The 26,724-nt window shown below is 64.7% G+C and carries 23 protein-coding genes; 8 read left to right on the top strand and 15 right to left on the bottom strand.

What is annotated here, in order from left to right; translation table 11 throughout:
- Positions 1-66 precede the first annotated feature (66 nt).
- Positions 67-684, top strand: a complete 618-nt coding sequence (locus tag B5V03_RS08310) for a flavin reductase family protein (RefSeq protein ID WP_129269015.1) — start codon at positions 67-69, stop codon at positions 682-684.
- 171 nt (positions 685-855) lie between these two features.
- Here B5V03_RS08310 and yghU read toward each other — a convergent pair whose 3' ends face one another.
- On the bottom strand, positions 856-1,725 hold the full coding sequence (yghU, locus tag B5V03_RS08305) for a glutathione-dependent disulfide-bond oxidoreductase (RefSeq protein ID WP_129269013.1): 870 nt from the start codon (positions 1,723-1,725) through the stop codon (positions 856-858).
- A gap of 343 nt (positions 1,726-2,068) precedes the next feature.
- Between yghU and B5V03_RS08300 the strand changes: the two genes are divergently transcribed.
- Positions 2,069-3,202 (top strand): nitronate monooxygenase, encoded by a 1,134-nt coding sequence (locus tag B5V03_RS08300; protein ID WP_129269011.1) that lies wholly within the window; start codon positions 2,069-2,071, stop codon positions 3,200-3,202.
- A gap of 187 nt (positions 3,203-3,389) precedes the next feature.
- Positions 3,390-4,898 carry an acetyl-CoA acetyltransferase gene (locus tag B5V03_RS08295; protein ID WP_129269009.1) on the top strand — a complete coding sequence of 503 codons (1,509 nt, stop codon included), beginning with the start codon at positions 3,390-3,392 and terminating at the stop codon, positions 4,896-4,898.
- 151 nt (positions 4,899-5,049) lie between these two features.
- Here the strand turns inward: B5V03_RS08295 and B5V03_RS08290 are convergent, their stop codons facing one another.
- The 7 genes from B5V03_RS08290 to ltnD all read right to left on the bottom strand — a co-directional run bounded on the left by B5V03_RS08290 (position 5,050) and on the right by ltnD (position 14,589).
- Complete coding sequence (locus B5V03_RS08290) at positions 5,050-6,252, bottom strand: efflux RND transporter periplasmic adaptor subunit (RefSeq protein ID WP_129269007.1); 1,203 nt, start codon at positions 6,250-6,252, stop codon at positions 5,050-5,052.
- Positions 6,239-9,418: an efflux RND transporter permease subunit gene (locus B5V03_RS08285; RefSeq protein WP_129269005.1), complete on the bottom strand. Its 3,180-nt coding sequence runs from the start codon at positions 9,416-9,418 to the stop codon at positions 6,239-6,241. Before B5V03_RS08285 ends, B5V03_RS08290 begins: the two co-directional genes overlap by 14 nt.
- A 61-nt stretch (positions 9,419-9,479) precedes the next feature.
- On the bottom strand, positions 9,480-9,671 hold the full coding sequence (locus B5V03_RS08280) for a hypothetical protein (RefSeq protein ID WP_129269003.1): 192 nt from the start codon (positions 9,669-9,671) through the stop codon (positions 9,480-9,482).
- A 72-nt stretch (positions 9,672-9,743) separates the two neighbouring features.
- Complete coding sequence (locus B5V03_RS08275; protein WP_129269001.1) at positions 9,744-11,435, bottom strand: methyl-accepting chemotaxis protein; 1,692 nt, start codon at positions 11,433-11,435, stop codon at positions 9,744-9,746.
- A gap of 167 nt (positions 11,436-11,602) precedes the next feature.
- On the bottom strand, positions 11,603-12,877 hold the full coding sequence (gene otnK / locus B5V03_RS08270; RefSeq protein ID WP_129268999.1) for a 3-oxo-tetronate kinase: 1,275 nt from the start codon (positions 12,875-12,877) through the stop codon (positions 11,603-11,605).
- On the bottom strand, positions 12,874-13,656 hold the full coding sequence (otnI, locus tag B5V03_RS08265) for a 2-oxo-tetronate isomerase (protein ID WP_129268997.1): 783 nt from the start codon (positions 13,654-13,656) through the stop codon (positions 12,874-12,876). Before otnI ends, otnK begins: the two co-directional genes overlap by 4 nt.
- Before the next feature lie 15 nt (positions 13,657-13,671).
- Positions 13,672-14,589, bottom strand: coding sequence for an L-threonate dehydrogenase (ltnD, locus tag B5V03_RS08260; RefSeq protein WP_129268995.1), 918 nt, complete (start codon positions 14,587-14,589; stop codon positions 13,672-13,674).
- A 118-nt stretch (positions 14,590-14,707) separates the two neighbouring features.
- On the opposite strand from ltnD, the gene B5V03_RS08255 reads away from it, so the two are divergent.
- Complete coding sequence (locus tag B5V03_RS08255; RefSeq protein ID WP_164987871.1) at positions 14,708-15,382, top strand: aldolase; 675 nt, start codon at positions 14,708-14,710, stop codon at positions 15,380-15,382.
- 151 nt (positions 15,383-15,533) lie between these two features.
- On the opposite strand, the gene B5V03_RS08250 is transcribed toward B5V03_RS08255, so the two are convergent.
- From B5V03_RS08250 to B5V03_RS08225, 6 genes are all read right to left on the bottom strand, one after another.
- Complete coding sequence (locus tag B5V03_RS08250) at positions 15,534-16,238, bottom strand: ABC transporter ATP-binding protein (protein ID WP_129268990.1); 705 nt, start codon at positions 16,236-16,238, stop codon at positions 15,534-15,536.
- Positions 16,222-16,953, bottom strand: a complete 732-nt coding sequence (locus tag B5V03_RS08245; protein ID WP_129268988.1) for an ABC transporter ATP-binding protein — start codon at positions 16,951-16,953, stop codon at positions 16,222-16,224. Before B5V03_RS08245 ends, B5V03_RS08250 begins: the two co-directional genes overlap by 17 nt.
- On the bottom strand, positions 16,950-17,927 hold the full coding sequence (locus B5V03_RS08240) for a branched-chain amino acid ABC transporter permease (protein WP_129268986.1): 978 nt from the start codon (positions 17,925-17,927) through the stop codon (positions 16,950-16,952). The genes B5V03_RS08245 and B5V03_RS08240 overlap by 4 nt, the downstream gene beginning before the upstream one ends.
- A 1-nt stretch (position 17,928) precedes the next feature.
- The gene (locus B5V03_RS08235) at positions 17,929-18,807 is read right to left on the bottom strand and encodes a branched-chain amino acid ABC transporter permease (protein WP_035965171.1); all 879 of its coding nucleotides are present in this window, start codon (positions 18,805-18,807) and stop codon (positions 17,929-17,931) included.
- A gap of 32 nt (positions 18,808-18,839) precedes the next feature.
- Positions 18,840-20,084: an ABC transporter substrate-binding protein gene (locus B5V03_RS08230; RefSeq protein ID WP_129268984.1), complete on the bottom strand. Its 1,245-nt coding sequence runs from the start codon at positions 20,082-20,084 to the stop codon at positions 18,840-18,842.
- Positions 20,085-20,176: 92 nt separating this feature from the next.
- Positions 20,177-20,992 carry a putative hydro-lyase gene (locus B5V03_RS08225; RefSeq protein WP_129268982.1) on the bottom strand — a complete coding sequence of 272 codons (816 nt, stop codon included), beginning with the start codon at positions 20,990-20,992 and terminating at the stop codon, positions 20,177-20,179.
- A gap of 120 nt (positions 20,993-21,112) precedes the next feature.
- Here B5V03_RS08225 and B5V03_RS08220 point away from each other — a divergent pair, with 120 nt between their 5' ends.
- The 4 genes from B5V03_RS08220 to B5V03_RS08205 are packed head-to-tail and all read left to right on the top strand — an operon-like array spanning position 21,113 to position 25,322.
- The gene (locus B5V03_RS08220; protein WP_129268981.1) at positions 21,113-22,030 is read left to right on the top strand and encodes a LysR family transcriptional regulator; all 918 of its coding nucleotides are present in this window, start codon (positions 21,113-21,115) and stop codon (positions 22,028-22,030) included.
- Between the two features lie 32 nt (positions 22,031-22,062).
- Positions 22,063-23,313: a Zn-dependent hydrolase gene (locus B5V03_RS08215; RefSeq protein WP_129268979.1), complete on the top strand. Its 1,251-nt coding sequence runs from the start codon at positions 22,063-22,065 to the stop codon at positions 23,311-23,313.
- Between the two features lie 12 nt (positions 23,314-23,325).
- Positions 23,326-24,237, top strand: coding sequence for an NAD(P)-dependent oxidoreductase (locus B5V03_RS08210; protein ID WP_129268977.1), 912 nt, complete (start codon positions 23,326-23,328; stop codon positions 24,235-24,237).
- A gap of 11 nt (positions 24,238-24,248) precedes the next feature.
- Entirely contained in the window at positions 24,249-25,322 is a 1,074-nt protein-coding gene (locus B5V03_RS08205) for a malate/lactate/ureidoglycolate dehydrogenase (protein ID WP_129268975.1), read from the top strand.
- 205 nt (positions 25,323-25,527) lie between these two features.
- On the opposite strand, the gene B5V03_RS08200 is transcribed toward B5V03_RS08205, so the two are convergent.
- The gene (locus B5V03_RS08200) at positions 25,528-26,601 is read right to left on the bottom strand and encodes a tartrate dehydrogenase (protein ID WP_129268973.1); all 1,074 of its coding nucleotides are present in this window, start codon (positions 26,599-26,601) and stop codon (positions 25,528-25,530) included.
- Positions 26,602-26,724: the final 123 nt, after the last annotated feature.

Below are 26,724 nucleotides of genomic sequence, written 5' to 3'. Positions count from 1 at the left end.
GCAAGGAGTGGTGGGCACGCTTCGCTTTGCCCACCCTACGAGAATCTTCCCTTCAACGGAGCCACCATGCAATACGCCGCCAGCGACCTGACGCCACGCGAGCGCTACAAGGTGCTGACGTCCTTCATTCTGCCGCGACCGATCGCTTGGGTGACCACGGTCGGGCCATCGGGCGTGGTCAATGCGGCGCCGTTCAGCTTCTTCAACGCCTTCTGCGAGGATCCGCCGCTGTGCATGTTCGCGGCGAACCGCAAGCCGAACGGGCAGGACAAGGACACCTTCCTCAACATCCAGCGCACCGGCGAATTCGTGGTCAACCTCGCCGACGAGCCGCTGGCGAAAGCCATGCACGAGAGCAGCGGCGATTTTCCGCCTGACATCGGCGAACCCGATTATCTCGGCCTGAAGCTCGCGCCCTCAAGCAAGATCGCGGTGCCCAGGCTCGCCGACACGCCCTGGGCGATGGAATGCAAGCTCTGGAAGATGATCGACGTCAACGACGACCGCCGCCTGATCATGGGCGAAGGCATCCACTTCCATATCCGCGACGAGTTGTGGGACCACAAGGCGATGCGAGTGCACATGGACCGCTATCACCCGATCGGTCGCATGTTCGCCGACCGCTACTGCCGCACCGACGACCGCGTGGTGTTTCCCGCGGCGGAGGGGGCGAAGGGGAAGTAGAGGTTGCCGCGGAGAAGGGGCGCCCCCTCGCCCCGTTCTTACGGGGAGAGGGTTGGGGTGAGGGGCTTCTCTCCACGCGTGAGATCGCTGTGAGACCTGTACCTCCTCACCCGGATCGCGAGAGCGATCCGACCTCTCCCCGCAAGCGGGGAGAGGTAAGGAAGCAACCACCTACGCCGCCGGCGCGATCTTGTCCTGCGTCTTCGTCTCGAAATCGCTGGCGTCGTGGCGCTCGTGGAGCTGGCTGGCGGGATCGCCGGAGACTCGGTTGACCATGCGGCCGCGCTTCACGGCCGGACGCTGCGCGATCTGGTCGGTCCAGCGCTGCACGTTCTTGTAGTCCTGCACCGACAGGAATTCGCCGGCGCCGTAGACCAATCCCTTGGCAAGCGCGCCGTACCACGGCCAGGTCGCCATGTCGGCGATCGTGTAGTCGGAGCCTCCGAGATATTCGTTGTGGGCGAGGCGGCGGTCGAGCACGTCGAGCTGCCGTTTCACCTCCATGGCATAGCGGTTGATGGCATATTCGATCTTGGTCGGCGCATAGGCATAGAAATGGCCAAAACCGCCGCCGAGGAAGGGCGCGCTGCCCATCTGCCAGAACAGCCAGGACAGGGTTTCCGCCCGCGCCGCCCCGCTGGTGGGAAGGAAAGCGCCGAACTTCTCCGCAAGGTGCACCAGGATCGCACCGGACTCGAAGATCCGGATCGGCGTCGGCCCACTGCGATCGATTAGCGCCGGGATTTTCGAGTTGGGGTTGACCCCGACAAAGCCGCTGCCGAACTGGTTGCCGTCAATCCTGATCAGCCAGGCGTCGTATTCCGCGCCGCTATGGCCGGCGGCCAGCAGCTCCTCGAACATCACCGTGACCTTCACCCCGTTCGGCGTCGCCAGCGAATAGAGCTGGAAAGGATGCTTGCCGACCGGCAGCTCCTTATCATGGGTCGCGCCGGCAATCGGCCGGTTGATGTTGGCGAATTGGCCGCCGTTCTCCTTGTTCCAGGTCCAGACTTTGGGCGGCTCGTAAGGGGCGTCGGTCATGAGGGGGCTCCGGCGGAAAGATGCGCCTGCATTAATTAGCCCGCAAACAGCCGATGGCAAGCCCTGCCGGCCCTGCGTCCGGCGCGGGCCTCGGGCCGGCGTCATGCGACCAGCTGACCCGGCGAGCACTCTGCGGGCTGATGATCTGGCCGCGCTTGGCGGCAAGCGTCCATGCCCTCCCGACATATTTTATGCAGCGGAATGGTCCGTCCACGACGCAACGCCTGCGCGCAAGATGCTCCTCCAAATCCGGCGTGGCATCACCGGCAACGAAGGGCTAGCGTCAAACGGCCCTCGCAAGGCAAAACAAGAAGAGCAACGCAACGGCCGCCGGGAGAGAGCCATGAAATCGCCGATCTGCGACATGCTGGGCATCGAGTTCCCGCTGCTCGCCTTCAGCCATTGCCGCGATGTCGTTGCCGCCGTCAGCCGCGCCGGTGGCTTTGGCGTGCTGGGTGCGACCGCACATACGCCTGATACACTCGAACGCGAGCTGAAGTGGATCGACGAGCACGTCGACGGAAAACCCTACGGCATCGACGTGCTGATCCCCGAAAACATCTCGACATCAGGCGAGAAGGACGTCACCTGGAAGAGCCTGGAAGCGCGCATCCCGCAAGAGCATCGCAGTTACACGCGCGACCTCCTGAAGAAATACGATATCGAGCTGACCGCGACCAGCGTTGCCGACAACCAGCCGCAGCCGTTCGACGCGAAAACCGCGTTGGAGCTGCTCGAAGTCTCCTTCAATCACCCGATCCGCCTGATCGCGAATGCGCTCGGCGTGCCGCCGAAGGCGATGATCGAGATGGGCAAGACGCACGGCGTGCCCGTTGCGGCGCTCGTCGGCGCCAAGGAGCATGCGCTGCGTCAGGTCGCAGCCGGTGTTGATATCCTCGTGGTGCAGGGCACCGAGGCCGGCGGCCATTGCGGCGAGGTCTCGACCCTGGTGCTGGTGCCGGAGGTGATCAAGGCGATCAAGCCGATCCGCGACGTGCCGGTGCTGGCGGCGGGCGGCATCATGACGGGACGCCAGATGGCGGCCTGTATGGCGATGGGCGCGGCCGGCGCGTGGACCGGCTCGGTGTGGCTCGCCACGGTCGAAGCCGAGACCTCGGAGATCTTTCGCGAGAAGATGATCGCAGCGTCCTCGCGCGACGCGATCCGCTCGAAGGGCCGCACCGGCAAGCCCGCACGCCAACTCCGCTCGGTCTGGACCGATGCCTGGGACCGCGCGCCGGAAAGCCCGGGGGCGCTGCCGATGCCACTGCAAAGCATCATCAGCCGCGACGCCTTCAATTCGATCGACCGTGCGGCGGCGAGCGGCAACGCCAAGGCGCGCGATCTCGTCAGCTATTTCGTCGGCCAGGGCGTCGGGCTGATCGACAGCGTGAAGTCGGCCGGCGCGGTGGTGCAGGAGTTCAAGGAAGATTTTGCCGAAACTGTCGAGCACATGAATGCACTGGTGGCGGAGTAGTTGCCCGTGGCCGGAATGGTACTCGTGGCCCATCCTTCGAGGCTCGGCCACCGGCGCAAGTGCGCCGCCGGCCTCACACCTCAGGATGACGTCCCACCCGTAGCCGTCACCCTGAGGTGGCCGCTTCTTCAGCGGCCCTCGAAGGGCGACGGCGTGCCAAAGATCTGAAACGTGAAGCAAGAAGAAAATGATCAATATCCCCGAAGACCGCATTCCCGTCATCGTCGGCATCGGCGAGATCGTCGACCGCCCGAAGGACATCACCGCCGGTCTCGAACCGCTCGACCTGCTGGAGCAAGCTCTAGAGCGCGCCGAGGCCGATGCCGGCGCAAAACTGCTCGGCGAGGTGCAGTCGCTCGACGTCGTCAACTTCCTGAGCTGGCGCTATCGCGAGCCCGAGAAGCTGTTGGCGCAACGCCTCGGCGTTACGCCCGCGCATTGCTATTACGGCCCGGTCGGCGGCGAGAGCCCGATCCGCTACATCCACGAGGCGGCCAAGCGCATCGCGCGCGGGGAATGCACCGTGGCGGCAGTCTGCGGCGCAGAGGCGCAGTCGACCGCGACCAAGGCCGAGCGTGCAGGCGCAACACTGCCGTGGACGCCGTTCGCCCATGATGTCGAGGAACCGAAGCGCGGCGCAGCGTTTCAGAAGCCGCTGGCGGTGACGCTCGGCGTCTTCCGTCCGGTCACCGTCTATCCCTTCTATGAAGCGGCCTCGTCCGCACATTGGGGCCAGACGCCACGCGAGGCCATGGCGGAATCGGGCACGCTGTGGTCGCGCTATTCGGAAGCCGCCGCGCAAAATCCCAATGCCTGGCTGAAGCGGCGCTATGCGCCTGACGAGATCACGACGCCAACGGCGGACAACCGCCTCATCGCCTGGCCCTACAACAAGCTCATGGTCGCCAACCCCAGCGTCAACATGGGCGGCGCACTGCTGCTCACGAGCCTCGCCAGGGCGCGCGCGGCAGGTATTGCGGAGGACAGACTGGTCTATCCGCTCGGCGGCGCCTCGGCGGAGGAGCCGCGCGATTATCTCTTGCGCGACCAGTTCTACGAGAGCCACTCGCAGAACGCGGTGCTGAAGGCGGTGATGGACCTCGCCGGCGGCGATGGCAAAAAGTTCGACGCGATCGAGCTCTACAGCTGCTTCCCCTGCGTGCCCAAGATGGCACGGCGGACGCTGGGCCTTTCGTCCGACGTGCAGCCGACCGTGACCGGCGGACTCACCTTCTTCGGCGCGCCGCTCAACACCTACATGACGCATGCGGCCTGCGCGATGGTCCGGCGATTGCGCGACGGCGCCAGGCTCGGCCTGCTCTATGGCCAGGGCGGTTTTGTCACCAAGCATCACGCGCTGGTGGTGTCGAAGGCGCCGCCGCGCGGGGCGCTGGCTCAGGAGACGAGCGTGCAGGGCGAGGCCGACCGCAACAAGCGCGCGGTGCCGGAGTTCGTTAACGAGGCTTCAGGCAAGGGCAAGGTGGAGAGCTTTACCGTGCTCTACGGCCGCGGCGGCGATGTCGGGCATGGCGTGGTGATGCTGCGCACGGAAGATGACCGGCGCACGCTGGCGCGGATTCCGGCGAGCGATGGTGCGACGCTGGCGCATCTGCTGAATATGGATCGCACGCCGGTGGGGTCGCTGGGTGAGATCACGATGGCCGCGGATGGCGTGCCGGAGTGGCGGGTGGCGTAGCTCGCTCTCGTGTCCCGGACGCGGTGCGGCATGCAATGCCGCTCCGCAGAGCCGGGACCCAGAAAGCTATAAAACGAAACCGCGGTGAGATGGGCCCCGGCTTGGCAGCGCACCACTACGTGCTGCGCTGCGTCCGGGGCACGAGACCGCGCTAGCCCTTCGGCGCCTGCTTCTCCGACGCGGTCGCCGGCTTGCCCTTGGCACCGGGGCCGGTCACGCGGACCGCATCGCCGTCGGAGAGACCGTCCGGCGGGGCGGTGATGACGCGATCATCGGCTGCGATGCCGGAGGCGAGCTCGATCTCGCGGCCGAGATCGCGGGCGATCGTCACCGGCTTGAACAGCACCTTGTCGTCCGCACCGACGGTCGCGACGCGCAGGCCGCTGCCGTTGAAAATGAGCGCGCTGGCGGGGATGCTGAGCGGCGCGGAGTCGCGCTGGAGGCTCAGCTTCACGCTGGCATAGCCACCGGGCATCAGCTCGCCTGAGGAATTGTCGAGGCCGAGCTGCATGCGCGTGGTGCCCGAGGCAACGTCGACGGCCTGAGACGAGGCTTCCACCGTCGCCTGGAAATTCCGGTTCGGATATTCCGGCAGCGCGATGGTGGCCTTGGCGCCGATCTTGATCGCCGGCACGTAGTTCTGGGGCACGTTGATGTAGACGCGCAGCTTGGTGATGTCGGAGACCACGAACATCGCCGGGCCCGAGCCGCCGCCGGAATTGATCAGCGCACCGACGTCGGTGTCGCGCGCGGTGACCACGCCGTCGAACGGCGCGGTGATCTTCTTGTAGCCGGCCAGCGCCTCCAGCCGCTCGACATTGGCCTGGCCCGAATGAACGGCGGCGTTCTTGTTGGAGAGGTCGGCGGTGCGCTCGTCGATCTCCTGGGCGGAGACGAAGTTGGATGCGACCAGCGTCTTGCGGCGGTTCAGCGTGGCTTCCGAAAGCCTGGCGCTGGCCTGCTGGCTGGCCAGATCAGCACGGGCCTGCAACAGCTGCTGGTCGAGGTCGGGCGCCTCGATCTCGGCGATCACCTGACCGGCCTTGACGCGGGCGCCCATGTCGACGCTCCAGCTCTTCAGGTAACCCGAGACGCGGGCAAAGATCGGCGCGCGGTAATAGGCCTCGAGCCGGCCCGGCAGGTCGAGGGTGGAGTTGAGGGCCTTGGCGTTGGGCAGGGTCACCGCAACGCTCGGAACGGCCTGGTCGTCGGTCCATTCCTTCAGCTTGGAGCCCTGGTCCTCACGGGCGCGGATGCCGGTGCCGACCACGAGGCCTGCCGCGATCAGCGCCACCACGCCGAAAATGCCCAGTTTCCGGTGCGACACCGGTGAGCGGGGTTCAGTGGGCGACATGCGGAGTCTCCAAGGAGGCGGCGACTTTGGCGCCTTGTTTCTTGTGTACCATACTGAACACCACGGGAACAAACATCAGCGTGGCGAAGGTTGCAAAGATCAGGCCGCCGATCACGGCGCGGCCGAGCGGCGCGTTCTGCTCGCCGCCCTCGCCCAGCCCCAGCGCCATCGGCGCCATGCCGATGATCATGGCGAGCGCGGTCATCAGCACCGGGCGGAACCGGACGAAGCCGGCTTCCAGCGCGGCCGCAATGGGATCGCCAAGCTCCTCGTAGCGCTCACGGGCAAAGGTGATCACGAGCACGCTGTTGGCGGTGGCGACGCCCATGCACATGATGGCGCCGGTGAGCGCCGGCACCGACAGCGTGGTCTGCGTCGTGAACAGCATCCAGACGATGCCGGCGAGCGCGGCCGGGAGTGCCGTGATGATCACGAACGGATCGGACCACGACTGGAAGTTCACGACGATCAGGAGGTAGATCAGCACGACGGCGCCGAGCAGGCCGAACAGGAGGCCCGTGAAGGCGCTATTCATGGTCTGCACCTGGCCGAGCAGCACCACGGACGAGCCCTTCGGCACCTCCTTGGCGGTATCGGCGATCACCTGGCTGATGTCGTTGGCGACTGCGCCGAGGTCACGGCCCGATGTCGTGGCAAAGATCTGCACCATCGACTGGATGTCGTATTGCGACACCACCGCGCTCGACACCGAGCGCTTGATGTCGGCGATGCCGCCGAGGATCGGCGACTGCGCATTGCCAGCGGCCGTGATCGGCAGCGTCTGCAATGCGCTGAGCGAATCTATCTGGTATTGCGGCGTTTGCATCACGATCGAATAGGACACGCCGTTATCCGGATTGAGATAGTAGGTCGGCGCGACCTGCGAGGAGCCTGCGAGATTGACCACGAGGCTGTTGGTGACGTCACGTTCGGTCAGGCCGACATATTGCGCGCGGGTGCGGTCGACATCGATATTGAACGTCGGATTGCTCGGCGATTGCTGGATGCGCGCATCGGCAACGCCCGGAATGCGCCGGACTTTGGCAAGCAGGTTATTCGCGTAAGTGAAGTTCGCGCTGATATTGGCGCCGCGGATCTGGAGGTCGATCGGCGCGGGCGCACCAAAGTTCAGGATCTGGCTGACGATGTCGGCCGGCAGGAAGGAGAAGCTGACGCCCGGGAACAGCCGCGGCAGCTGCTCGCGCAGCGCGCGCACATGCTCTTCGGTCGGCTTGTGGCCTTCCCTGAGCTTGATCTGGATGTCGCCGTCCTGCGGGCCGATCACGCCGGTGTTGTTGTAGGTCATGTTGATGCCGGAGATCGGCATGCCGATGTTGTCGGTCAGCGTCTCGATCTCACCCGGGATCAGCTTGCGGACGGCCTTCTGCACGTCGGCGAGCTGGTTGGCGGTCTCTTCCACGCGGGTGCCAACCTGGGTGCGGACATGCATCAGGATGTTGCCGGCATCGACCGCGGGAAAGAAGTTGCGCCCGAGGAACGGCACCAGTGCAAAGGACGCGCCGACCAAGCAGACGAAGCCGATCACAAACACCCCGCGGTGCGCCAGTGCGAGCCCGAGGAAGTTGTGGTAGCCGCCGCGAATGCGTTCGAACCGCTTTTCGAAGCCGCGCTGGAACCAAACTAATGGATTGCGCGACCTCGGCGGCTCGCCCTCGTGATGGACATGCGGTTGCAGCAGATAGTTGGCCATGGTCGGCACCAGCGTGCGCGACAGGATGAACGACCAGATCATCGCGAACATCACCGCTTCCGCCATCGGCACGAACAGGAAGCGCGCGACGCCGGTGAGGAAGAACATCGGCACGAACACGATGCAGATGCACAGCAGCGAGACGAAGGCCGGTGTCACGATCTGGTTGGCGCCGTCGAGGATCGACTGCTCGACCGGCTTGCCCTGCTCCAGATGGTAGTTGATGTTCTCGATTGTGACGGTGGCATCGTCGACAAGGATGCCGACCGCGAGCGCGAGACCGCCGAGCATCATGATGTTCAGCGTCTCGCCGATCGCCGACAGCATGATGATGGCGCCCAGCACCGACAGCGGGATCGACACCGCGATGATCACGGTCGAGCGCCAACTGCCGAGGAACAGCAGGATCATGACGCTGGTGAGCAGCGCCGCGATCACGCCTTCGACGGCAACGCCTTGAATCGCACCGCGGACGAACACCGACTGGTCGCCGATGAAGCCGATCTTCAGCGCGTCCGGGAGCTGGTCCTTGACGTCGATCACCTTCTGCTTGATGCCGGCGATGATATCGAGCGTCGAGGTCGCGCCCGCCTTCAGCACCATCATCAGCACCGAGCGGTTGCCGTCGACATGGACGATGTTGGTCTGCGGCGGATTGCCGTCACGCACGGTCGCGACATCGCGCACATAGACCATCGCGCCGTTGACGGTCCTGATCGGCAAATTGCCGAGCTCGTCGATCCTGAGCGGCGAGTTGTTGAGCTGGATGTTGTACTCGAAGGTGCCGATCTTCTGGGTGCCGACCGGCGTGATCAGATTCTGCGCCGCCAGCGCGTTCGCGACGTCCTGGCCGGACAGGCCGCGGGCCTGGAGCGCGGTGGGGTCGAGGTCGATCTGGATCTGGCGCTGCTTGCCGCCGAACGGATACGGAATTGCCGCGCCGGGCACGGTGACCAGCGGGGTCCGCAAATTATTGATGCCGATGTCGGCGAGGTTTTGTTCGGTCAGGCCGTCGCCCGACAGTGCCACCTGGATGATCGGCACGGTCGAGGCCGAGTAGTTCAGGATCAACGGTGGCGTCGCACCGGGCGGCAGCTGCTTCAGCAGCGTCTGCGAGATCGCGGTGACTTGGGCGTTGGCCGTGCGGATGTCGACGGTCGGCTGGAAGAAGATCTTGACGATGCCGAAGCCGTTATAGGAGTTGGCGACGATGTGCTCGATGTCGTTGACCGTGGTCGTCAGCGAGCGCTGGAACGGCGTGGTGATGCGGCCGGACATCTGGTCCGGCGGCAGGCCGGTATACTGCCAGACCACGCCGATCACGGGGATGCGGATCTCTGGGAAAATGTCGGTCGGCGTCCGCAGCGCCGCCAGCGGTCCGATGATGAGGAGCAGCAGCGCGAGCACGACAAACGTATAGGGTCGGCTCAGGGCAATACGGACCAGAGCAATCATGCGCCAGGCAATTCCAAATCAGGGGACAGGGAACACGCCCCCGCGGGTTCCTAAGGCTGATTTACCCGAACACCGCTGGAATGGCCAACGCCAGCGCGTCACACGCGGTCACTTCCCTGCTATCGCACAGCGAAATCGCATTCCAGATATGCAGAGAGGACGAAATGCGGATGAAGGTGATCGTCACCCTGAGGCGCCGGAGCGTAGCGGAGGCCTCGAAGGGCGACAGCCCTTCTGCATCCGGGCCGTTCATCCTTCGAGGCTCGCTCTGCGGTGCACCTGCACCGCAGAGTTCGCGGCTCAGGATGACGGAGTTTGCCGCGAATTACGCCGCGCGGACGTTGGTCAGGAACTTGCTGACCTCGGTCTTGAGCCGGTTGGAGTCGTTGGACAGCATCTGCGCCGCCGACAGCACCTGCGAGGAGGCCGTGCCGGTCTCGGTCGCACCGCGCTGCACGTCGGTGATGTTGGAGGAGACCTGCTGGGTGCCCTGGGCGGCCTGCTGGACGTTGCGGGCGATCTCCTGGGTCGCAGCGCCCTGCTCTTCCACCGCAGCCGCGATGGCCGAAGAGATTTCCGAGAGACGCTCGATGGTCGAAGAGATCTCCTTGATGGCGCCGACCGAGTCGTTGGTCGCCGCCTGGATGCCGGAGATCTGCTGGCCGATTTCGCCGGTCGCTTTCGCGGTCTGCTCGGCGAGCGCCTTCACCTCGGAAGCGACCACCGCGAAGCCGCGGCCGGCTTCACCGGCGCGCGCCGCCTCGATGGTGGCGTTCAGCGCCAGCAGGTTGGTCTGGCCGGCGATGGTGTTGATCAGTTCGACCACGTCGCCGATGCGGGACGCCGCCTTGGAGAGTTCGCTGACGCGCTCGGTGGTGGAACGCGCCTGGCCGACGGCATCGCCCGCCATCCGCGCCGATTCCTGCACCTGACGGCTGATCTCGCCGACGGACGACGCCATCTCTTCGGTCGCCGAGGCCACCGACTGCACGTTGGTCGAGGCTTCCTCCGAAGCGCCGGCAACCGTGGTCGCCAGCCGCTGGGAGCGATCGGCGGTCGAGGTCAACGTCGAGGCGGAGGCCTCGAGCTGGGTCGAGGCCGACGACACGGTCTGGACGATCTCGCCGATCATCGTCTCGAATTCGCGGGTGATGTTGTCGACGCGGCGGCCGCGTTCGATCTTGGCTTCGGCGTCGGCCGCGGCCGCCTCGTCGGCCGCCTTCTTGGCGATCAGGGCCTCCTTGAAGATCTGGAGCACATCGGCCATGGCGCCGATCTCGGTCTTCTCGCCGCGATGCGGCACCTCGGCGGACAGGTCGCCCTTGCCCAGCGCCTGCATAGGCAGGGTGATGGAGTTGATGCCGCTGGAAACGTCGTGGACGAGATAGAAGCCGACGCCAAGGCCGGTGACGACGGAGGCGGCCAGAATGATCGAGACCAGCATGAAGGCGTAATAGTAGCTGTCGGCGGCATCCTTGGCGGCCTGATCACCGCCCTGGGTATTGAGCTCGATATCCTTGGTCAGGACCTCGTCCGACGCCAGGCCGATCTTGTTGACCGTCTTGGTGTTCAGCTCCTGCGCCTCGTGCGGGACCTTGCCGGCCTCCTTGCGCGACAGCGCGAAGACCTCCTCAGTGCCCTTCTTGTAGTCGTCCCAGAGCTTGGCCCATTCGTTGTAAAGTTTCCGCTCCTCGGGCGAGGTGACCATCGGCTCGTAGGCCTTGCGGGACTTGTTGATCGCCTCGATCACGGTGCCGGCCGTCTTTTCGTTGGCGAGCTTGTCCTCGAGGGTCTCGGACAGCATGTGCTGGCGGACGACGTTGCGATAGGTGATGACGCTGGCCCTGAGTTCGCCGAGCACCCGGACGCTGGGCAGCCAGCTCGTGGTGATGTCGGTGGTGTTGGCGTTCATCGACCGCATCTTCATGACTGCGAGCAGGCCCATGCCGGTCATGGCGACCAGCAAGAACGCCACGACACTGATGATCTTGGCGCGAATGGAGATGGTGGCGAACATAATCGGGTCTCTTTGCGTTGGCGCGGCGGCGCGTCCGGAAATGGTGGATCAACCAAAAGGCGCGGCGCCGATATCCAACAACAAAGCGACTGAGCAGTTGTTAACTACGACTCCGCACGAGTACGGAGCCTGAAAGAAATGAACAGGCAGCTAAGAACGCTCTGCGCTCAACGCATGAGCCCAAGCGCATCGCTGAAAAACTCTGGCCCGCCGAAATTGCCGGACTTCAACGCGAGCAACATGTCGCCTTCGACACCAACTGCGCGCAGCACCGGAACGCCCGCTGCAATTTCCACTCCTACGAGAAATCCGGGAATCCTCAACCGATCGACGACGGCGCCCGACGTCTCGCCGCCGGCGACAACCAATCGCCGAACGCCTGCTTTCACAAGGCCTTCCGCGATGTCGGCCATTGTCTGCTCGATGGCATGCCCGGCCGCGTCGCGGCCGTGACGCGCCTGGAGCGCGGCGACCTGATCCGGCGTCGAGCTCGATGCAATCAGCACCGGGCCTTCGGCCAAACGCGGCCTTGCCCAGTCCAGCGCACGCTGCGCTTCGTCCGCTCCCGTAAGAATACGGTCGGGGTCGAGATGAAGCACCGGCATGATCTTTTCGGCGCTCGCGATCTGCTTGAGCGTCGCCTGCGAGCAGCTGCCGGCAAGGCAGGCCGCCGGTCCGCCGACCGCAGCGCCGGCTTCGCTGCTCGCCACGGCCGATTTGACCTTGCCGGTCGACACCAGCGCCCGCGCCAGTCCAAGGCCGATGCCGGAAGCGCCGACCGACAGCCTATGTTCGGCGGCCACGCGGCCAATGGTCTCGAGGTCGCGGTCGAAGACGGCGTCGATGATTGCAGCACCGATCCCCTCGCCCGCGAGTTCGGCCAGCCGCTCTCGCACAGCCTCGACGCCGCGGGTGACGGTGGCGAGATCGACGAGGCCGATTTGCGTCTTGCTCTGACGCGCCAGCACGCGCACCAGATTGGAATCACGCATCGGATTGAGCGGATGATCCTTCAGCGGGCTCTCGTTCAGCGGCACCGCGCCGACGAACAGGTTACCCTGGTAGACGGTGCGGCCGGTCTCCGGGAAGGCCGGCGTGACCAGCACGTTCGCCTCGCCGCAATCGGCGCGCAGCGCGTCCATGACGGGGCCAATGTTGCCCGCATCGGTGGAATCGAAGGTCGAGCAGATCTTGAACAGCACATGGCTCGCGCCGCGGCCGCGGAGCCACTTCTCAGCAGCACGCGAGCGCGATACGGCAAGACCTGCCTCGATCGAGCGGCTCTTCAGGGACACCACGACGGCATCGACCTCGGGCAGCGCGAGATCATCGGCAGGTATGCCGATGGTTTGCACGGTGCGCAGGCCGGCGCGCGTCAGCGTGTTGGCGAGATCGGAGGCGCCGGTATAGTCGTCGGCGATGCAACCCAATGCCAGCGTCACGGCTTCACCCCCGCATAAGGCTTGAACCAGGCGAGGCCCTCGGTGGTCTTGCCGCGCGGATTGTATTCGCAGCCGACGAAGCCGGGATAGCCGAGCCGGTCGAGCTCAGCGAACAGGAACGGATAGTTCAGCTCCTCGCCATCAGGCTCGTTGCGCGACGGAATGCTGGCGATCTGGATGTGGCCGATGATCGGCATCATCTCGCGCAGCCGCATGGTGACATCGCCGTGGATGATCCCGCAGTGATAGATGTCGAACTGGAGCTTCAGGTTCGGAAGGCTCAGCTCCTGGATCAGGTCGCGCGCAAAGCCGAAATCGTTGAGGAAATAGCCAGGCACGTTACGCGCATTGATCGGCTCCAGCACGATGTCGATACCATGCGGCGCGAAGAATTCCGCCGCCCACGCCACCGATTTGTAGAACGCCTCGATCGCAACACGCTCGCCGCGGTTGGCGATGCCGGCCATCAGATGCAACCGCTTGACGCCGGTGGCCTTGGCGTAAGGCAGAGCGGTCTCGAGGCTCGCCTTGAGATCGGGGAAGCGCGCGGGAAGCGCAGCAAAGCCCTTCTCGCCGGCATTCCAGTCGCCCGGCGGCAGGTTGAACAGCGCCTGGGTCAGGCCGTTGCGCTTGAGCCGCTCTCCGACGGCCTCGGCCGGATGCTCGTAAGGAAAGAGGAATTCGACTGCGGTGAAGCCGGCCTGCGCTGCGGCATCGAAGCGGTCGAGGAACGGCACCTCGGTGAACATCATCGAGAGGTTGGCGGCGAAACGGGGCATTGGAAATCCTCTTGCTTACTTGTCGCCCGGGAGCTTCACGCCGGTGACCTGCGCGTACATGCGCGCGACCGACGCGTCGTCATCGCGGCCCATGCCGGCGGCCGACGTCATCAGGAACATCTGGAGGGCGGCGGCCGAGACCGGCACCGGGAATCGGGCACTGCGCGCCATGTCCTGGATGATGCCGAGATCCTTGACGAAGATCTCGACCGCGCTACGTGGCGTGTAATCGCCGTCGAGAACATGCGGCATGCGGTTCTCGAACATCCAGGAATTGCCGGCGGAGGCCGTGATCACCTCGTAGACCTTGCGGATGTCGAGGCCCTGCTTGGCGGCGAATGCCATCGCTTCGCTGGCGGCGGCGATGTGCACGCCGGCCAGCAACTGGTTGATCATCTTGAAGGCGGCGCCCTGCCCTGCGGCATCGCCGAGCTCGTAGAGCTTTGCCGCCATGGCATCGAGGGCAGGTCTCGCTTTCGCAAAGGCTGCTGGGCTGCCGGAGGCGAGGATCGTCAACTCGCCTTGTGCGGCGCGCTGCGCGCCACCGGAGATCGGCGCATCGAGATAATGCCGGCCGGTCGCCTCCAACTGCTTTGCGAGACGACGCGCGACGTCCGGGTCCATGGTCGCCGATGATATGAAGACGCTGTCCTTCGGCATGGTCTCAGCCGCGCCGTCCTTGCCGAACAGGATCGTCTCGGTTTGCGCGGCATTGACGACGACGCTGACGACGATGTCCGCGTCCTTGGCGGCCCCGGCCGGGCTCGTCGCCCCCGCGCCGCCGTCCTTCACGAAGCGCGCCACGGCATCCGCGGAAACGTCGCAACCGATCAGGGCATGGCCGGCGCGCTTCAGCGACGTCGCCATGCCGTATCCCATCGAGCCGAGCCCGATGACGGCGATACGCTGATTTTGTGAATTGGAGGCAGACATGCAAACTGACCCTTCAACTTATTCTTGCGAACGTTTCCCGGACGGCCCACCTTTGCGGCGGCTCGGAGCACCGAATAACACGGCTTGGCCGCGCTGCCAAAGCGTGAGACAAGCGGACATGACGGCCATGAGCAATGAGACAAGGCTGCGTGAGGATGTCTGCCGCTTCGGACGGTCCCTGTTCGAGCGCGGACTGACGCCGGGCTCATCCGGCAATATCAGCGTCAGGCTGGATGGTGGCGGCTGGCTGGTGACACCGACCAACGCCTCGCTCGGCTTCCTCGATCCCGCAAAACTGTCGCGGCTGGATGAGCAGGGCCGACTGGTTTCTGGCGATGCCCCAACCAAGGAAGTTCCGCTGCACACCGCGCTCTACGACACGCGCGGCAGCGCACGCGCGATCGTGCATCTGCACTCCACCCATTCGGTCGCGCTCTCGATGCTGCCGGAGATCGACCCGCGCGCCGCGCTGCCGCCGATGACGGCCTATTATTTGATGAAGTGCGGCGCCACCGCGCTCGTGCCCTATTACCGCCCCGGCGATCCCGCGGTGGCGGATGCGATCAAGGGGCTGGCGGGGAAATATTCCTCCGTGCTGCTCGCCAATCACGGCCCGGTGGTCGCCGGCGACACGCTGGAGGCGGCGGTGTTCGCGACGGAGGAGCTGGAGGAGACGGCGAAGCTGTATTTGCTGCTGCGGGGGATGAACCCGCGCTATCTGTCGCCTGAGCAAGTGAAGGATCTGGTGAAGGTGTTCGGGGTGACACTGCCTGAGCATGGGCACGAGCATTGAGCCCCCACCGCTGTCATTCCCCGCGAAGGCGGGGAATCCAGTGCGCCGCGGCTTCTCGGCTCAATCACAACGGCCTCTGGAATACTGGATCGTCCGCCTTCGCGGACGATGACACCGAGGGTGAGGGACGCGTGTGCCCAACACCTCCTGACTACAGCCCCAGATACGCCTTCCTGACGTCCGGATTGCCCGTGATCTCGGCTGCCGGGCCCTGCATCAGCACGCGGCCGGTTTGCAGGATGTAGGCGCGGTCGGCGATCTCCAGGCACTCGGCCATGCGCTGCTCGACGATCAGGACGGTCATGCCGGAGTCACGGATGAGCTTCACCGCCTGAAAAATCTCGTCGACGAGTTTCGGCATGATGCCCTGCGAGGGCTCGTCCAGCATCAACAGCCGCGGGCGCGTCATCAGCGCGCGGCCGATGGCGAGCATCTGCTGCTCGCCGCCGGAGAGCGTCTCGGCGCGCTGATCGAGGCGTTCGGACAGGCGCGGGAACAGCTTGAAGACGAGATCGAGCGGTTCTTCGCGGTTCGCCTCGCCGCGGTAAAGATAGCTGCCGAGGCGCAGATTGTCGCGCACCGACAGGCGCGGGAACAGGCGGCGGTTCTCCGGCACATAAGCGATGCCGGTGGCGGTGATGTGATGCTGCGCCATGCCGTCGAGGCGCTTGCCGTCGAACATCACCGTGCCCGAGCGCGGGCGCTCGGCGCCGGCGATGGATTTCAACAGCGTCGACTTGCCCGCGCCGTTGGCACCGGCAACGCAGACGATCTCGCCCTTCTGGACCTCGATCGAGACCGCAGATATCGCGACCAGGCCCTGATAGGCGGTCGTGACTTCATGCACCGACAGCATGACGATCTCCCAGATATGCCTTGATCACCTTGGGATCGCGAACGACCTCTTTGGGCTTGCCCTCGACCAGCACCTTGCCGAGGTCGAGCACGATGGCGCGATCGACCAGCGGCATCACGATCTCCATGACGTGCTCGACCATCAGCACGGTGATACCGGTATCGCGCACCTTGCGTACCAGCGCGACGCCAGTCTGCGCCTCGGTCGGCGTCAGGCCGGTGAGGACTTCATCGAGCAGCAACAGCTTTGGTTCGGTCGCGAGCGCCCGTGCGACTTCGAGGCGGCGCTTTTCGGCCGGCACGAGGTCGCTCGCAAGCACGTCGGCGCGCGCGGCAAGGCCGGTGAACTCCAGCACCTCATGCGCCTTGCGGCGCGCTTCGCGCATCACCGTGTTGCGCACCAGCGCCCCGACGATGACGTTGTCGATGACCGTCATGGTCTCAAAACTCTTGACCACCTGGAAGGTACGACCGACGCCGCGCTGGCAGCGCTCGGCCGCCGGCAAATTGGTGACGTCCTCGCCGTCGAACCAGATCGAACCCTGGGTCGGCGGCAGCACGCCGGCGATGAGATTGAACAGCGTCGACTTGCCGGCACCGTTCGGCCCGATCAGGCCGACGATCTCGCCGCGGCCGACCGAGATCGAGACGTCACTGTTGGCGACGAGGCCGCCGAACCGCTGCCAGACGCCGCGGGTTTCAAGGAGAGCTGTCATCGTGAAGCCTCCTTGCGGCGCGAAAACAGCCCGATCAGACCTTCCGGCCGCGCCAGCGCAATCACCACGATCAGCGTGCCATAGACGATGAGATCGACGCCGCGGCCGGAGCCGCCGATATAGGAGCGCGTCAGCTCGGTGAGCGGAATCAGGATGATCGCACCGAGCAGCGGCCCCCACAGCGTGCCGATGCCACCCAGCACCGCCGGCAACGCCATCAGCAGCGAGAACTGGAAGCCCATGACGCTTCCGGGGTCGATATAGGAAACGTACATGGCATAGAAGCTACCGCCGATCGCGACCAGGAAGGCAGAGACAGCCGCAGCTCCCATCTTGGAATCGAACACGACCACGCCGAGGCTCTGGGCTGCATCGGGATTGTCCTTCACCGCGCGCCACCAATAGCCCCATTTGGAATCTTCCAGCCACCAGGTGACGAACCAGGCGATGCAGGCGAGCGCCAGCGCGAAATAGAAGTACGGCAGCTTGCTGCGCGCGAACTGGAATTTCAGCCAGCTGTCTCCGCGCACGGGCATCTCGATGCCGAGAGCCGCACCCGCCCACTCCCAGTTCTGGATCAGCAGCAGGCCGATCTCGGCGATCACGATGGTGGCGATCGCAAAGTAGTGGCCGCCAAGGCGGAAGCAGGGATAGCCGAGCGCCATCGCGATCAAGGCGGAGATGGCGCCGCCAGCGAGCATACCGAACCAGGGCGGCACGCCGAACTTGGTGAACAGGAGCGTGGTGGTATAGGCGCCCAGACCGAAATAGAGGGCATGCCCGAGCGATATCTGCCCGCAATAGCCCGACAGGATGTTCCAGCTCTGCGACAGCGCCCCGAACATCAGCGTCAAGATCATGATGTTCTGGACGTTCGGGTTCTTGATGAACAACGGCACGAGCGCCGCGGCGACCGTAAGGGAAGCTGCAACGAGGAGTTCGCGGCGACGCCGCTCTGTGAAGCTCTTGTCCATCTCACATCGATCCGAACAGGCCGCGTGGCCGGACGAAGACCACGAGGAGATAGACGGCATAGATGCCGACCGACTTCAATGATGGCGGCAGCACGAGCGCAGTTGTGGCTTCGACCAGACCGACGATGATGCCGCCGGCAAAGGCTCCGAATACGCTGCCGAAACCGCCGAGTGCCACCGTGACATAGGCAATGAGCGCAAAAGACGCGCCGACATCGGGATAGATATAGAAGAAGCTCGCCATGATCGCGCCGGCGAGGCCGACCAGCGCGGCTCCCAAGCCCCAACCGAGCGCGAACACGCGGTTCTTGTCGATACCGACGAGCGCCACCGCACCGGGATCCTCACGGGTCGCTTCCAACGCGCGGCCGAAATCGGTGCGATTGATGAAGAGGTAAAGCCCGCCAAACGCTGCGATCGCGACCAGCGCGCCGAACAGCTGCGGCTGCGGCAGGAAGATTCCGGCGACCGATACCGTCTTGCCACCCAGCCATGAGTTGGGGACGCTGCGATAGTCAGCCGTGAAGAACAGCTGCGCCAGGCCGCGCATCACGATCGCGAGGCCAAAGGTCGCGAAGATCTGCACCATGCCGACATTGGCCTTGGCACGCATCGCAAACCGCACGATCACGAGATAGACCACCGCCCCCAGAACAAACAAGGCGGCGGCAGCCAGTGGCGCCGACAGCAGCGGATCGATCGCGAAGAACGTGAACAGGAAGAACGTCACGTACATCGCGAGCATCAGGAACTCGCCATGGGCGAAGTTGACGACGTCCATCAGGCCGAAGATCAAAGCCAGGCCAACGGCGATCAGTCCGTAGAGCAGCCCCATCAAGAGGCCGCTCGCAAGACTTTGGATAATGGTTTCGGCTGTCACGCTGCTTCGTCCCCCGCCCGCAACCTGGTCGCTTACTTCATCGGCCAGATCGCATCGGCAACCGCCGCCTGCGACGGGAAGATGGTGACGAACTTGCCACCGACATATTGCAGCAGCACCGGATCGGCGTCGTTGTTCTGGCCCATGTCGTCGAACTTGACGCGCTTCCAGGGCATGATGGTCTGCTCGCCCGGAATTTCGGTTGCGGCCAGCGCGTCGCGGATCTTCTCGCCGTCGGTCGACTTGGCGCGGTTGATGGCGTCCGCGATGATGATCATGGCCATGAACTGCCGCGAGGTGTTGTCGTTGAGGTCCTTGCCCGACTTCGCCTTGAATAGGTCGTTGATCTTGCCGACCATCGGCCGCTTGGCGGCGAGATCGAGCGAGAAGCTGCCGCGGGTGATCGCGCCTTCGAGCTTGTCGCCGACCGCGTCATAGAGAGCCTTTTCGGAGAAGCCGGCGGCTTGCGCCACGATCGCGTTCGGCTTGTAGCCGAGCTCGGCCATGGTCTTGACCAGCAGGATGCCGTCGGTGGTGTAGCTCGAGGGCAGCAGCACGTCGGCATTGGCGGCCTTGAGCTGCTGGACTTCGGCCGACAAAGACGGCGAGTTGGCGCGGTACTTGATGTCGGCGACGATCTTGTAGCCGCGCTCGGTCGCGAGCTTGGTCTGGGCATTGGCGGAGTCGGTGCCGAAGATCGTGTCTTCGTGGAACAGCGCCAGCGTGTCGGCCTTGGCGCCCTTCTTCTTCATCGCATCGAGGAAGTCGAACATGCCGGCCGAAAACATCTCGTCATGCGGCGAGGCGCGGAAATAATACTTCAGGCCGCGGCGATGCAGGCTCGGCGAGGAGTTGTCCGCCGACAGGAACGGGGTCTGGTAACGTTCGCAGATCTGGCTGATCGTGACGGCGACCGCGCTTTGATAGGAGCCGAGGATGGCGCAGACCTTTTCCTGGGTGATCAGGCGCTCGGCCTCGGCGCGCCCCTTTTGCGGGTCCCCTTGCGTGTCGGCGTAGACGAGACGGATCTTGGCACCGCCGAGGCCGGGCAAACCCAGGCCCTTTGCCAGAGGAAGGTCGAAGTCCTGGTCGTTGTTGATGATATCGACCGCGGTCTCGAACGCGCGTTGCGCGTCGACGCCCACCTGGGCACCCGAGCCCGACAACGGATAGGTGGCGCCGATCACCACTTCGCTGGTTTGCGCGCGGGCGGCTAGCGGCATCAGCGCGGCAGTGGCGGCGGCTCCGAGCAGAACGTCGCGGCGAGTGATCGTCATAGGCAAAGTCCCCTGTTATCCGAATTTTGCGCGTATCGAATGAAACGATTGGCAAACAGCGTAAAGCCCTAAGAAGCAGCAGAAGCTGCCTACTAAATCACGGCCATGGTCCTGTTCTTCAGATCCGTCACCAGCATCAGGCCGGGCGAATGCGTGATCGCGAAAGGTACCTTGGCGGCGTTGATCACCGATTGCGGCGTGACGCCGCAGGCCCAGAACACCGGAATCTCGTCATCGGCGACAGGTACGGGATCACCGTAGTCGGGCTTGGCGATGTCCTTGATGCCGATCAGATGCGGATGACCGAGATGCACTGGCGCGCCGTGCACGGCCGGATAACGCGAGGTGATCTGCACTGCGCGGATCGCGTCGGCCGGCTTGAACGGACGCATCGACACCACCATGGGGCCGGCGAACGGGCCGGCCTCGCCGCAGGCGATATTGGTGCGGTACATCGGCACGCGCACATTCTGCTCGATGTGGCGGATCGGCATACCTTCGTCGAGCAGCGCCTCTTCGAAGGAGAAGGAGCAGCCGAGCACGAAGGTCACGAGATCGTCGCGCCAATAGCTCTTCACGTCAGTCGGCTCGTCGACGACTTCGCCGTCACGCCAGACGCGGTAGCGCGGCACGTCGGTGCGGATGTCGAGATCGGCGCCGAGCGCGGGGATGTGCGGGCTGCCGACGTCGGACATGCCGATGATCGGGCACGGCTTCGGGTTGAGCTGGCAGAAGCGGTGAAAGGCGCTGGCGTATTCCGCCGGCAGGATCGCCAGATTGCCCTGGACGAAGCCGGGGGCGACACCCGCGGTGGAACCCACCTGGCCGCCACGATAGGCGAGCCGCGCCTGGCGGCTCGGGAGAGTGTCGGGCGTCTCAGTTTGCTGCGCTGCCACCAAAACAGTCATGTGAACGACCTGCCTATAAACTCGACAAAGACAAGCCAACACCAAGCGTGCTATAAAGTCTAATCTTCCTTTCTAATCAATATCGATAAATCTGATTTATCGATCGGGAAAATCCCTCCAATGCTGGACTTCAGGTCGATCGAGACGTTCCTCTGGGTTGTGAAGCTCGGCAGCTTCCGCGGCGCCGCAGCACGGCTCAATACGACCCAACCGGCGATCTCCCAGCGCATCGCGGGGCTCGAGCGCGAGATGGGCGTGAAGCTCCTCAACCGCGATCATCGCGTGGCCTCGCCGACGCCAAGCGGCCGGCAGATGATGGTCTATGCGGAAAAGTTGATCGGCCTGCGCGCGCAGATGATGGCCGAGGTCGGTGACCGCTCCGCCATGCGCGGCGTGATGAGGCTCGGCGTCGCCGAGACCATCGTGCACACCTGGCTGCCGCGGCTGGTGAAGAGCATGAACGAAGTCTATCCGAACCTGTCGCTGGAGATCGAGGTCGACATCACGCCGAACCTCACTGCGCGCCTGCTCGCGCAGGAGATCGAGCTCGCCTTCGTCGTCGGACCGTTGTCGACCTCGGGCGTGCACAACCGCGTGCTTGCCGATTATCCGATCGGCTTTCTCGCGAGCCCCTCGCTCGGCCTCGGCAATGGTCCAGTGACACGCGCCGAGCTGGCGCGGTTTCCGATCATCACTTTCCCGCGCAAGACGCGCCCCTACGAGGTCGTGCGCGAGGTGTTCGACCGGCCCGAGCTACCGCCGATCCGGCTGCATGCGTCCGCGTCGCTTGCGACCGTGATCCACATGGCGGTCGAAGGGCTCGGTATCGCCGTGATCCCCGACGCCATTGTCGAGAACGAGCTTTCCGACGGGCGGCTGCAATTGCTCGACACCGATCTCGCAATCGCGCCGCTGACATTCACGGCGAGCTGGCTCGCCTCGCCCGACGTCGTGGCGGTGGAGCGCGTCGCCGAGCTTGCATGTCAGATTGCGCAGAGCAGCCTCGCGGTTGACGCGCCCGCGTTGGCGCGTCATTGAAACAAGCGCCGGATAATCGAGAGACCGACCGCATGAGCCGAGCCGCCACCAATCTGCAAATCGATTCCGCCCGCCTCTGGGGCTCCATCCACGAGACCGCGCAATTCGGCGCGACAGCCAAGGGCGGCGTGCGGCGGCTGACGCTGAGCAGCGAAGACAAGCAGGTGCGCGACTGGTTCCGCAAGGCGTGCGAGGACGCAGGCCTCGACGTGCACACCGACGCACTCGGCTCGCAGTTCGGCCTGCGCAAGGGCCGCGACATGTCGAAGCCGCCCGTCGGCATCGGCTCGCATCTCGACACCCAGCCGACCGGCGGCAAGTATGACGGCATTTTGGGAACGCTCGGCGCGCTTGAAGTGATCCGCACGCTGAACGACGCCGGCATCGAGACCGAGGCGCCGATCTGCATCGTCAACTGGACCAACGAGGAAGGCTCGCGCTTCGCTCCGGCGATGATGGCCTCCGCCGCTTACGTTGGCGACTTCACCACTGACGACATTTTGTCGCGCAAGGACGTCGACGGCACCACCGTCGGCCAGGCGCTCGACAGCATCGGCTATCGCGGCGAAAAACCGGTCGGCTTCCAGAAGCTCGGCTGCTTCGTCGAGCTGCACATCGAGCAGGGTCCGATTCTCGAAGCCGAAGGCAAGACTATCGGCGTGGTCGATTCCGGCCAGGGCGTGCTCTGGTACGACGGCAAGATTTCCGGGTTCGAAAGCCACGCGGGCTCGACGCCGATGCCGCTGCGGCGTGACGCACTAGCGACGCTGTCGGAGATCGTGCTGGCGATGGAGGCCATCGCGAAGAAGCACGGGCCGAACGCGGTCGGCACCATCGGCGAGGCCGTGATCGCAAATCCCTCACGCAACGTCATTCCCGGCGAAATCGCCTTCACCATGGATTGCCGCAGCGCGGACGGCGCCATCATGGATGCGCTTGATCGCGATCTTCGTGCGGCCATTGCCGAAATCGCCGCGCGCCGCAAGGTCGAGGTCAAGATCGACCTCGTCTGGCGCAAGCCGCCGACGCATTTCGATCCGAAGCTCATCGCAGCGGTCGAGAATGCGGCAAAGACGCTCGGCTATTCCTCACGTCGCATCACCTCCGGCGCCGGCCACGACGCCTGCAACCTCAACACCGTGATGCCGGCGGCGATGGTGTTCGTGCCCTGCAAGGACGGCGTCAGCCACAACGAGCTGGAGGACGCCACGCAGCCCGACTGCGCTGCAGGCACCAACGTGCTGATGCACACTGTGCTGGCGATCGCCGGCGTCGCCTCCTGACCGGAGAGAGCCATGCGTGGAGTTTTCGTTGACGCCAATGAGGCTCTCGCCGTGATCATGGAGCGGCTGGAGAAGCCTGGTGATCCCAAGGTGCGGATCCACAGGGATCCCGATATCAAGCCCGAGCAATATCCAGAAATTCTCGATGGCGCCGAGATCGCGATCGTCGATCACACCGCATTGCCGACCGAGGTCGCCAAGAAGTGCGCAGGGCTGAAGCACGTCGTGTTCCTCGGCACCGGCGCGCGCAGCTACATGAACCCGGAGGAGCTCGCCGAGCTCGGCATCTCCGTGCACCTGATCAAGGGCTATGGCGACACAGCCGTGGCGGAATCCGCGATCGCGCTGATGTGGGCCTCGGCCCGCGTCATCGCAATGATGGACCGCGAGATGCGCGCCGGAAGCTGGCTGCGCGAGGACGGCATGCAGCTCACCGGCAAGACGCTCGGCCTGATCGGCTTCGGCGGCATTGCCGCCGAAGTTGCGCGCATCGCCACCGGTGGCGGCATGAAGGTGATCGCCTGGAACCGCTCGCCGAAGAGTTTTCCGGGCGTCGAGTTCACCGATCTCGACACGGTGCTGGCGAAGAGCGACGTCGTCTCGCTGCATCTGCTGCTCAACGATGAAACGCGCGGCATGATCACGCGCGAGAAGATCTTTGCGATGAAGCCCGGCGTCATCCTCATCAATACCGCCCGTGCCGCGGTCGTGGACGAGGCCGCGATGATCGATGCGTTGAAGTCGGGCCATATCCGCCATGCCGGCCTCGACGTCTTCAACATCGAGCCCCTGCCGGCGGACCATCCGCTGACGAAGATTCCGAACGTGACGCTATCTGCGCATTCGGCGTTCCGGACGCCGGAGGCGAGCGAGAACCTGATTGAAGCGGCGTGGGTCCACTGCCGCCGGATCGTGAAAGGATAAGAGCAACACCAATGGCCGACTATCGCACCATCAAGGCTGAGCCGCTCACCAATGCCATCCGCGCCATCGTCAAGGCCGGCGGCTCCTCGGACCGCGAGGCCGAACTCGTCTCCACCAATCTCGTCGAGGCCAACCTCAAAGGACACGATTCGCACGGCGTCGGTATGATCCCGCGCTATGTCTCGAGCGTCACCACGGGCGGCCTCGCCTTGAACCAGCACGTCAAGATCGTGCTCGACACCGGCCCGCTTCTGACCCTCGACGGCCTCACCGGCTACGGCCAGGTGATCGGCCATGAAGCGATGGAGCTGGCGGCAGAGCGCGCCAAGCAAAACGGCGTGTGCCTCGTCGGCCTCTCGAACTCGCACCATATCGGCCGCATCGGCCACTGGGCCGAGCAGTGCATCGACCACGGCCTGGTCTCGATCCACTTCGTCAACGTGATCTCGCGCCCGATCGTGGCGCCGTGGGGCGGCAGCGATGGGCGCCACGGCACCAACCCGTTCTGCGTCGGCATCCCGCGCAGGGGCAAGGACCCCATCGTGCTCGACTTCGCCACCAGCAGGATCGCGCAGGGCAAGACCCGCGTCGCCCACAACAAGGGCGTCGAACTCGAGCCCGGCACCATCATCGACAACGAGGGCAAACCGACCACCAATCCGCGCTATACCGTGATCCCGCCACACGGCGCCATCTTGCCGTTCGGCGAGCACAAGGGCTCGGGGCTCGCGCTGGTCTGCGAAATCCTCGGCGGCGCGCTCTCCGGCGGGCAGGTGGTCAAGGGCCCGTCCGACGGCAAGTACAACGTCCTCAACGGCATGCTCTCGATCATCATCGATCCGGGCAAGCTCGGCACCGGCGAGAACCTCGCGCGCGAAGTCGAGAGTTTTGTTGCCTGGCACACCGGCTCGCCGCCCGCCCCGGGCGTCGACAAGATCAAGATCGCCGGCGAGCCCGAGCGCGAGACGAAGAAGAAGCGTTTGGCCGAGGGCATCCCGGTCGATCCGACCACCTGGCAGGAGATTCTTGAGGCCGGGAAGAAGTTCGGGCTGGATCAGGCCGCGATCGAGAAGATCGCGGGCTAGTCTGAGACGAAGCAATCACAACCGGTGTCGTCCCGGACAAGCGAAGCGCAGATCCGGGACCCATAACCACAGGAAGTGGTTTGGCAAAGATTGCCAACCACCATCTCGCGCAACAACACTCCCTGTGGGTATGGGTCCCGGCCTTCGCCGGGACGACATGGGAGTTCGTTGTTGCAGCGGGGCTAGCTCTCGCTGACGCCCTGCGTCAGTCCACCATGTCCGCGACGGCCTTGCCGCACGCCGTGGTATCGGCGTTGCCACCGAGGTCCTTGGTCCGCAGCGTACGCTCTGCCAGAGTGCGCTCGATTGCCTCGACGATGGATTTGCCGGCGACCTTCTCGCCGAGATGCTCGAGCATCATCGCGCCCGACCAGATCGCGCCGATCGGATTGGCGATGCCCTGCCCCGCGATATCAGGCGCCGAGCCGTGCACGGGCTCGAACACCGACGGGAAATCGCCCTCGGGGTTGACGTTGCCTGACGGCGCGATACCGATGGTGCCGGTGCAGGCGGGGCCGAGATCGGAGAGGATGTCGCCAAACAGGTTGGAGCCGACCACGACGTCGAACCAGTCGGGGTGCAGCACGAAGTTCGCCGTCAAAATGTCGATGTGGTACTTGTCCCACTTCACGCCCGGGAACTTCTTCGCCATCGCCTCCACGCGCTCGTCCCAATAGGGCATGGTGATGGAGATGCCGTTCGACTTGGTCGCGGAGGTCAAGTGCTTCTTCGGTCGCGACTGCGCCAGCTCGAAGGCGAACTTCAGGATGCGGTCGACGCCCACCCGCGTCATCACCGTCTGCTGCGTCACGAACTCGCGGTCGGTATCCGGGAACATGCGGCCGCCGACAGAGGAATATTCGCCTTCGGTGTTCTCGCGCACCACCCAGAAATCGATGTCGCCGGGCTTGCGGCCCGCCAGCGGTGACGGCACGCCGGGCATCAGCCGCACCGGGCGCAAATTCACATACTGGTCGAACTCACGGCGGAACTTGATCAGCGAGCCCCACAGCGAGACGTGATCCGGAATTTTCGCCGGCCAGCCGACCGCGCCAAAGTAGATCGCATCGTGCTTGCCGATCTTCTCTTTCCAGTCGTCCGGCATCATCTGACCGTGCTTCTCGTAATAGTCCCAGGACGAGAAGTCGAAATGATCAAAATGCAGGGACACGCCATGCTTCCTGGCAGCTGCCTCCAGAACGCGCAGGCCTTCCGGCATGACTTCCTTGCCGATGCCGTCGCCAGGAATGACTGCGATCCGGTATTGTTTCTTGCTCATCGAGAACGTCCTTTTTGGGTCCGGCAGCCGCCGCCTTTTTTGACCGCACTGCAATGGACCAAACTCGGCGTCAGTGCAACGCTGCACTGCAATGTTGACCATGGCGCAGCCGAGCGCCTACTG

Origin of the sequence: Bradyrhizobium betae, assembly GCF_004123905.1 — a bacterium.
GTDB lineage: Bacteria > Pseudomonadota > Alphaproteobacteria > Rhizobiales > Xanthobacteraceae > Bradyrhizobium > Bradyrhizobium betae_A.
This window is presented reverse-complemented; position numbering and strand designations above follow the sequence as displayed.

What these genes read in the sequence shown, in the direction of transcription:
- B5V03_RS08310 (WP_129269015.1), top strand. Translation starts at nt 67, where the DNA reads ATGCAATACGCCGCCAGCGACCTGACGCCACGCGAGCGCTACAAGGTG.
- yghU (WP_129269013.1), bottom strand. Translation starts at nt 1,725, where the DNA reads ATGACCGACGCCCCTTACGAGCCGCCCAAAGTCTGGACCTGGAACAAG.
- B5V03_RS08300 (WP_129269011.1), top strand. Translation starts at nt 2,069, where the DNA reads ATGAAATCGCCGATCTGCGACATGCTGGGCATCGAGTTCCCGCTGCTC.
- B5V03_RS08295 (WP_129269009.1), top strand. Translation starts at nt 3,390, where the DNA reads ATGATCAATATCCCCGAAGACCGCATTCCCGTCATCGTCGGCATCGGC.
- B5V03_RS08290 (WP_129269007.1), bottom strand. Translation starts at nt 6,252, where the DNA reads ATGTCGCCCACTGAACCCCGCTCACCGGTGTCGCACCGGAAACTGGGC.
- B5V03_RS08285 (WP_129269005.1), bottom strand. Translation starts at nt 9,418, where the DNA reads ATGATTGCTCTGGTCCGTATTGCCCTGAGCCGACCCTATACGTTTGTC.
- B5V03_RS08280 (WP_129269003.1), bottom strand. Translation starts at nt 9,671, where the DNA reads ATGAACGGCCCGGATGCAGAAGGGCTGTCGCCCTTCGAGGCCTCCGCT.
- B5V03_RS08275 (WP_129269001.1), bottom strand. Translation starts at nt 11,435, where the DNA reads ATGTTCGCCACCATCTCCATTCGCGCCAAGATCATCAGTGTCGTGGCG.
- otnI (WP_129268997.1), bottom strand. Translation starts at nt 13,656, where the DNA reads ATGCCCCGTTTCGCCGCCAACCTCTCGATGATGTTCACCGAGGTGCCG.
- ltnD (WP_129268995.1), bottom strand. Translation starts at nt 14,589, where the DNA reads ATGTCTGCCTCCAATTCACAAAATCAGCGTATCGCCGTCATCGGGCTC.
- B5V03_RS08255 (WP_164987871.1), top strand. Translation starts at nt 14,708, where the DNA reads ATGACGGCCATGAGCAATGAGACAAGGCTGCGTGAGGATGTCTGCCGC.
- B5V03_RS08250 (WP_129268990.1), bottom strand. Translation starts at nt 16,238, where the DNA reads ATGCTGTCGGTGCATGAAGTCACGACCGCCTATCAGGGCCTGGTCGCG.
- B5V03_RS08245 (WP_129268988.1), bottom strand. Translation starts at nt 16,953, where the DNA reads ATGACAGCTCTCCTTGAAACCCGCGGCGTCTGGCAGCGGTTCGGCGGC.
- B5V03_RS08240 (WP_129268986.1), bottom strand. Translation starts at nt 17,927, where the DNA reads ATGGACAAGAGCTTCACAGAGCGGCGTCGCCGCGAACTCCTCGTTGCA.
- B5V03_RS08230 (WP_129268984.1), bottom strand. Translation starts at nt 20,084, where the DNA reads ATGACGATCACTCGCCGCGACGTTCTGCTCGGAGCCGCCGCCACTGCC.
- B5V03_RS08225 (WP_129268982.1), bottom strand. Translation starts at nt 20,992, where the DNA reads ATGACTGTTTTGGTGGCAGCGCAGCAAACTGAGACGCCCGACACTCTC.
- B5V03_RS08220 (WP_129268981.1), top strand. Translation starts at nt 21,113, where the DNA reads ATGCTGGACTTCAGGTCGATCGAGACGTTCCTCTGGGTTGTGAAGCTC.
- B5V03_RS08215 (WP_129268979.1), top strand. Translation starts at nt 22,063, where the DNA reads ATGAGCCGAGCCGCCACCAATCTGCAAATCGATTCCGCCCGCCTCTGG.
- B5V03_RS08210 (WP_129268977.1), top strand. Translation starts at nt 23,326, where the DNA reads ATGCGTGGAGTTTTCGTTGACGCCAATGAGGCTCTCGCCGTGATCATG.
- B5V03_RS08205 (WP_129268975.1), top strand. Translation starts at nt 24,249, where the DNA reads ATGGCCGACTATCGCACCATCAAGGCTGAGCCGCTCACCAATGCCATC.
- B5V03_RS08200 (WP_129268973.1), bottom strand. Translation starts at nt 26,601, where the DNA reads ATGAGCAAGAAACAATACCGGATCGCAGTCATTCCTGGCGACGGCATC.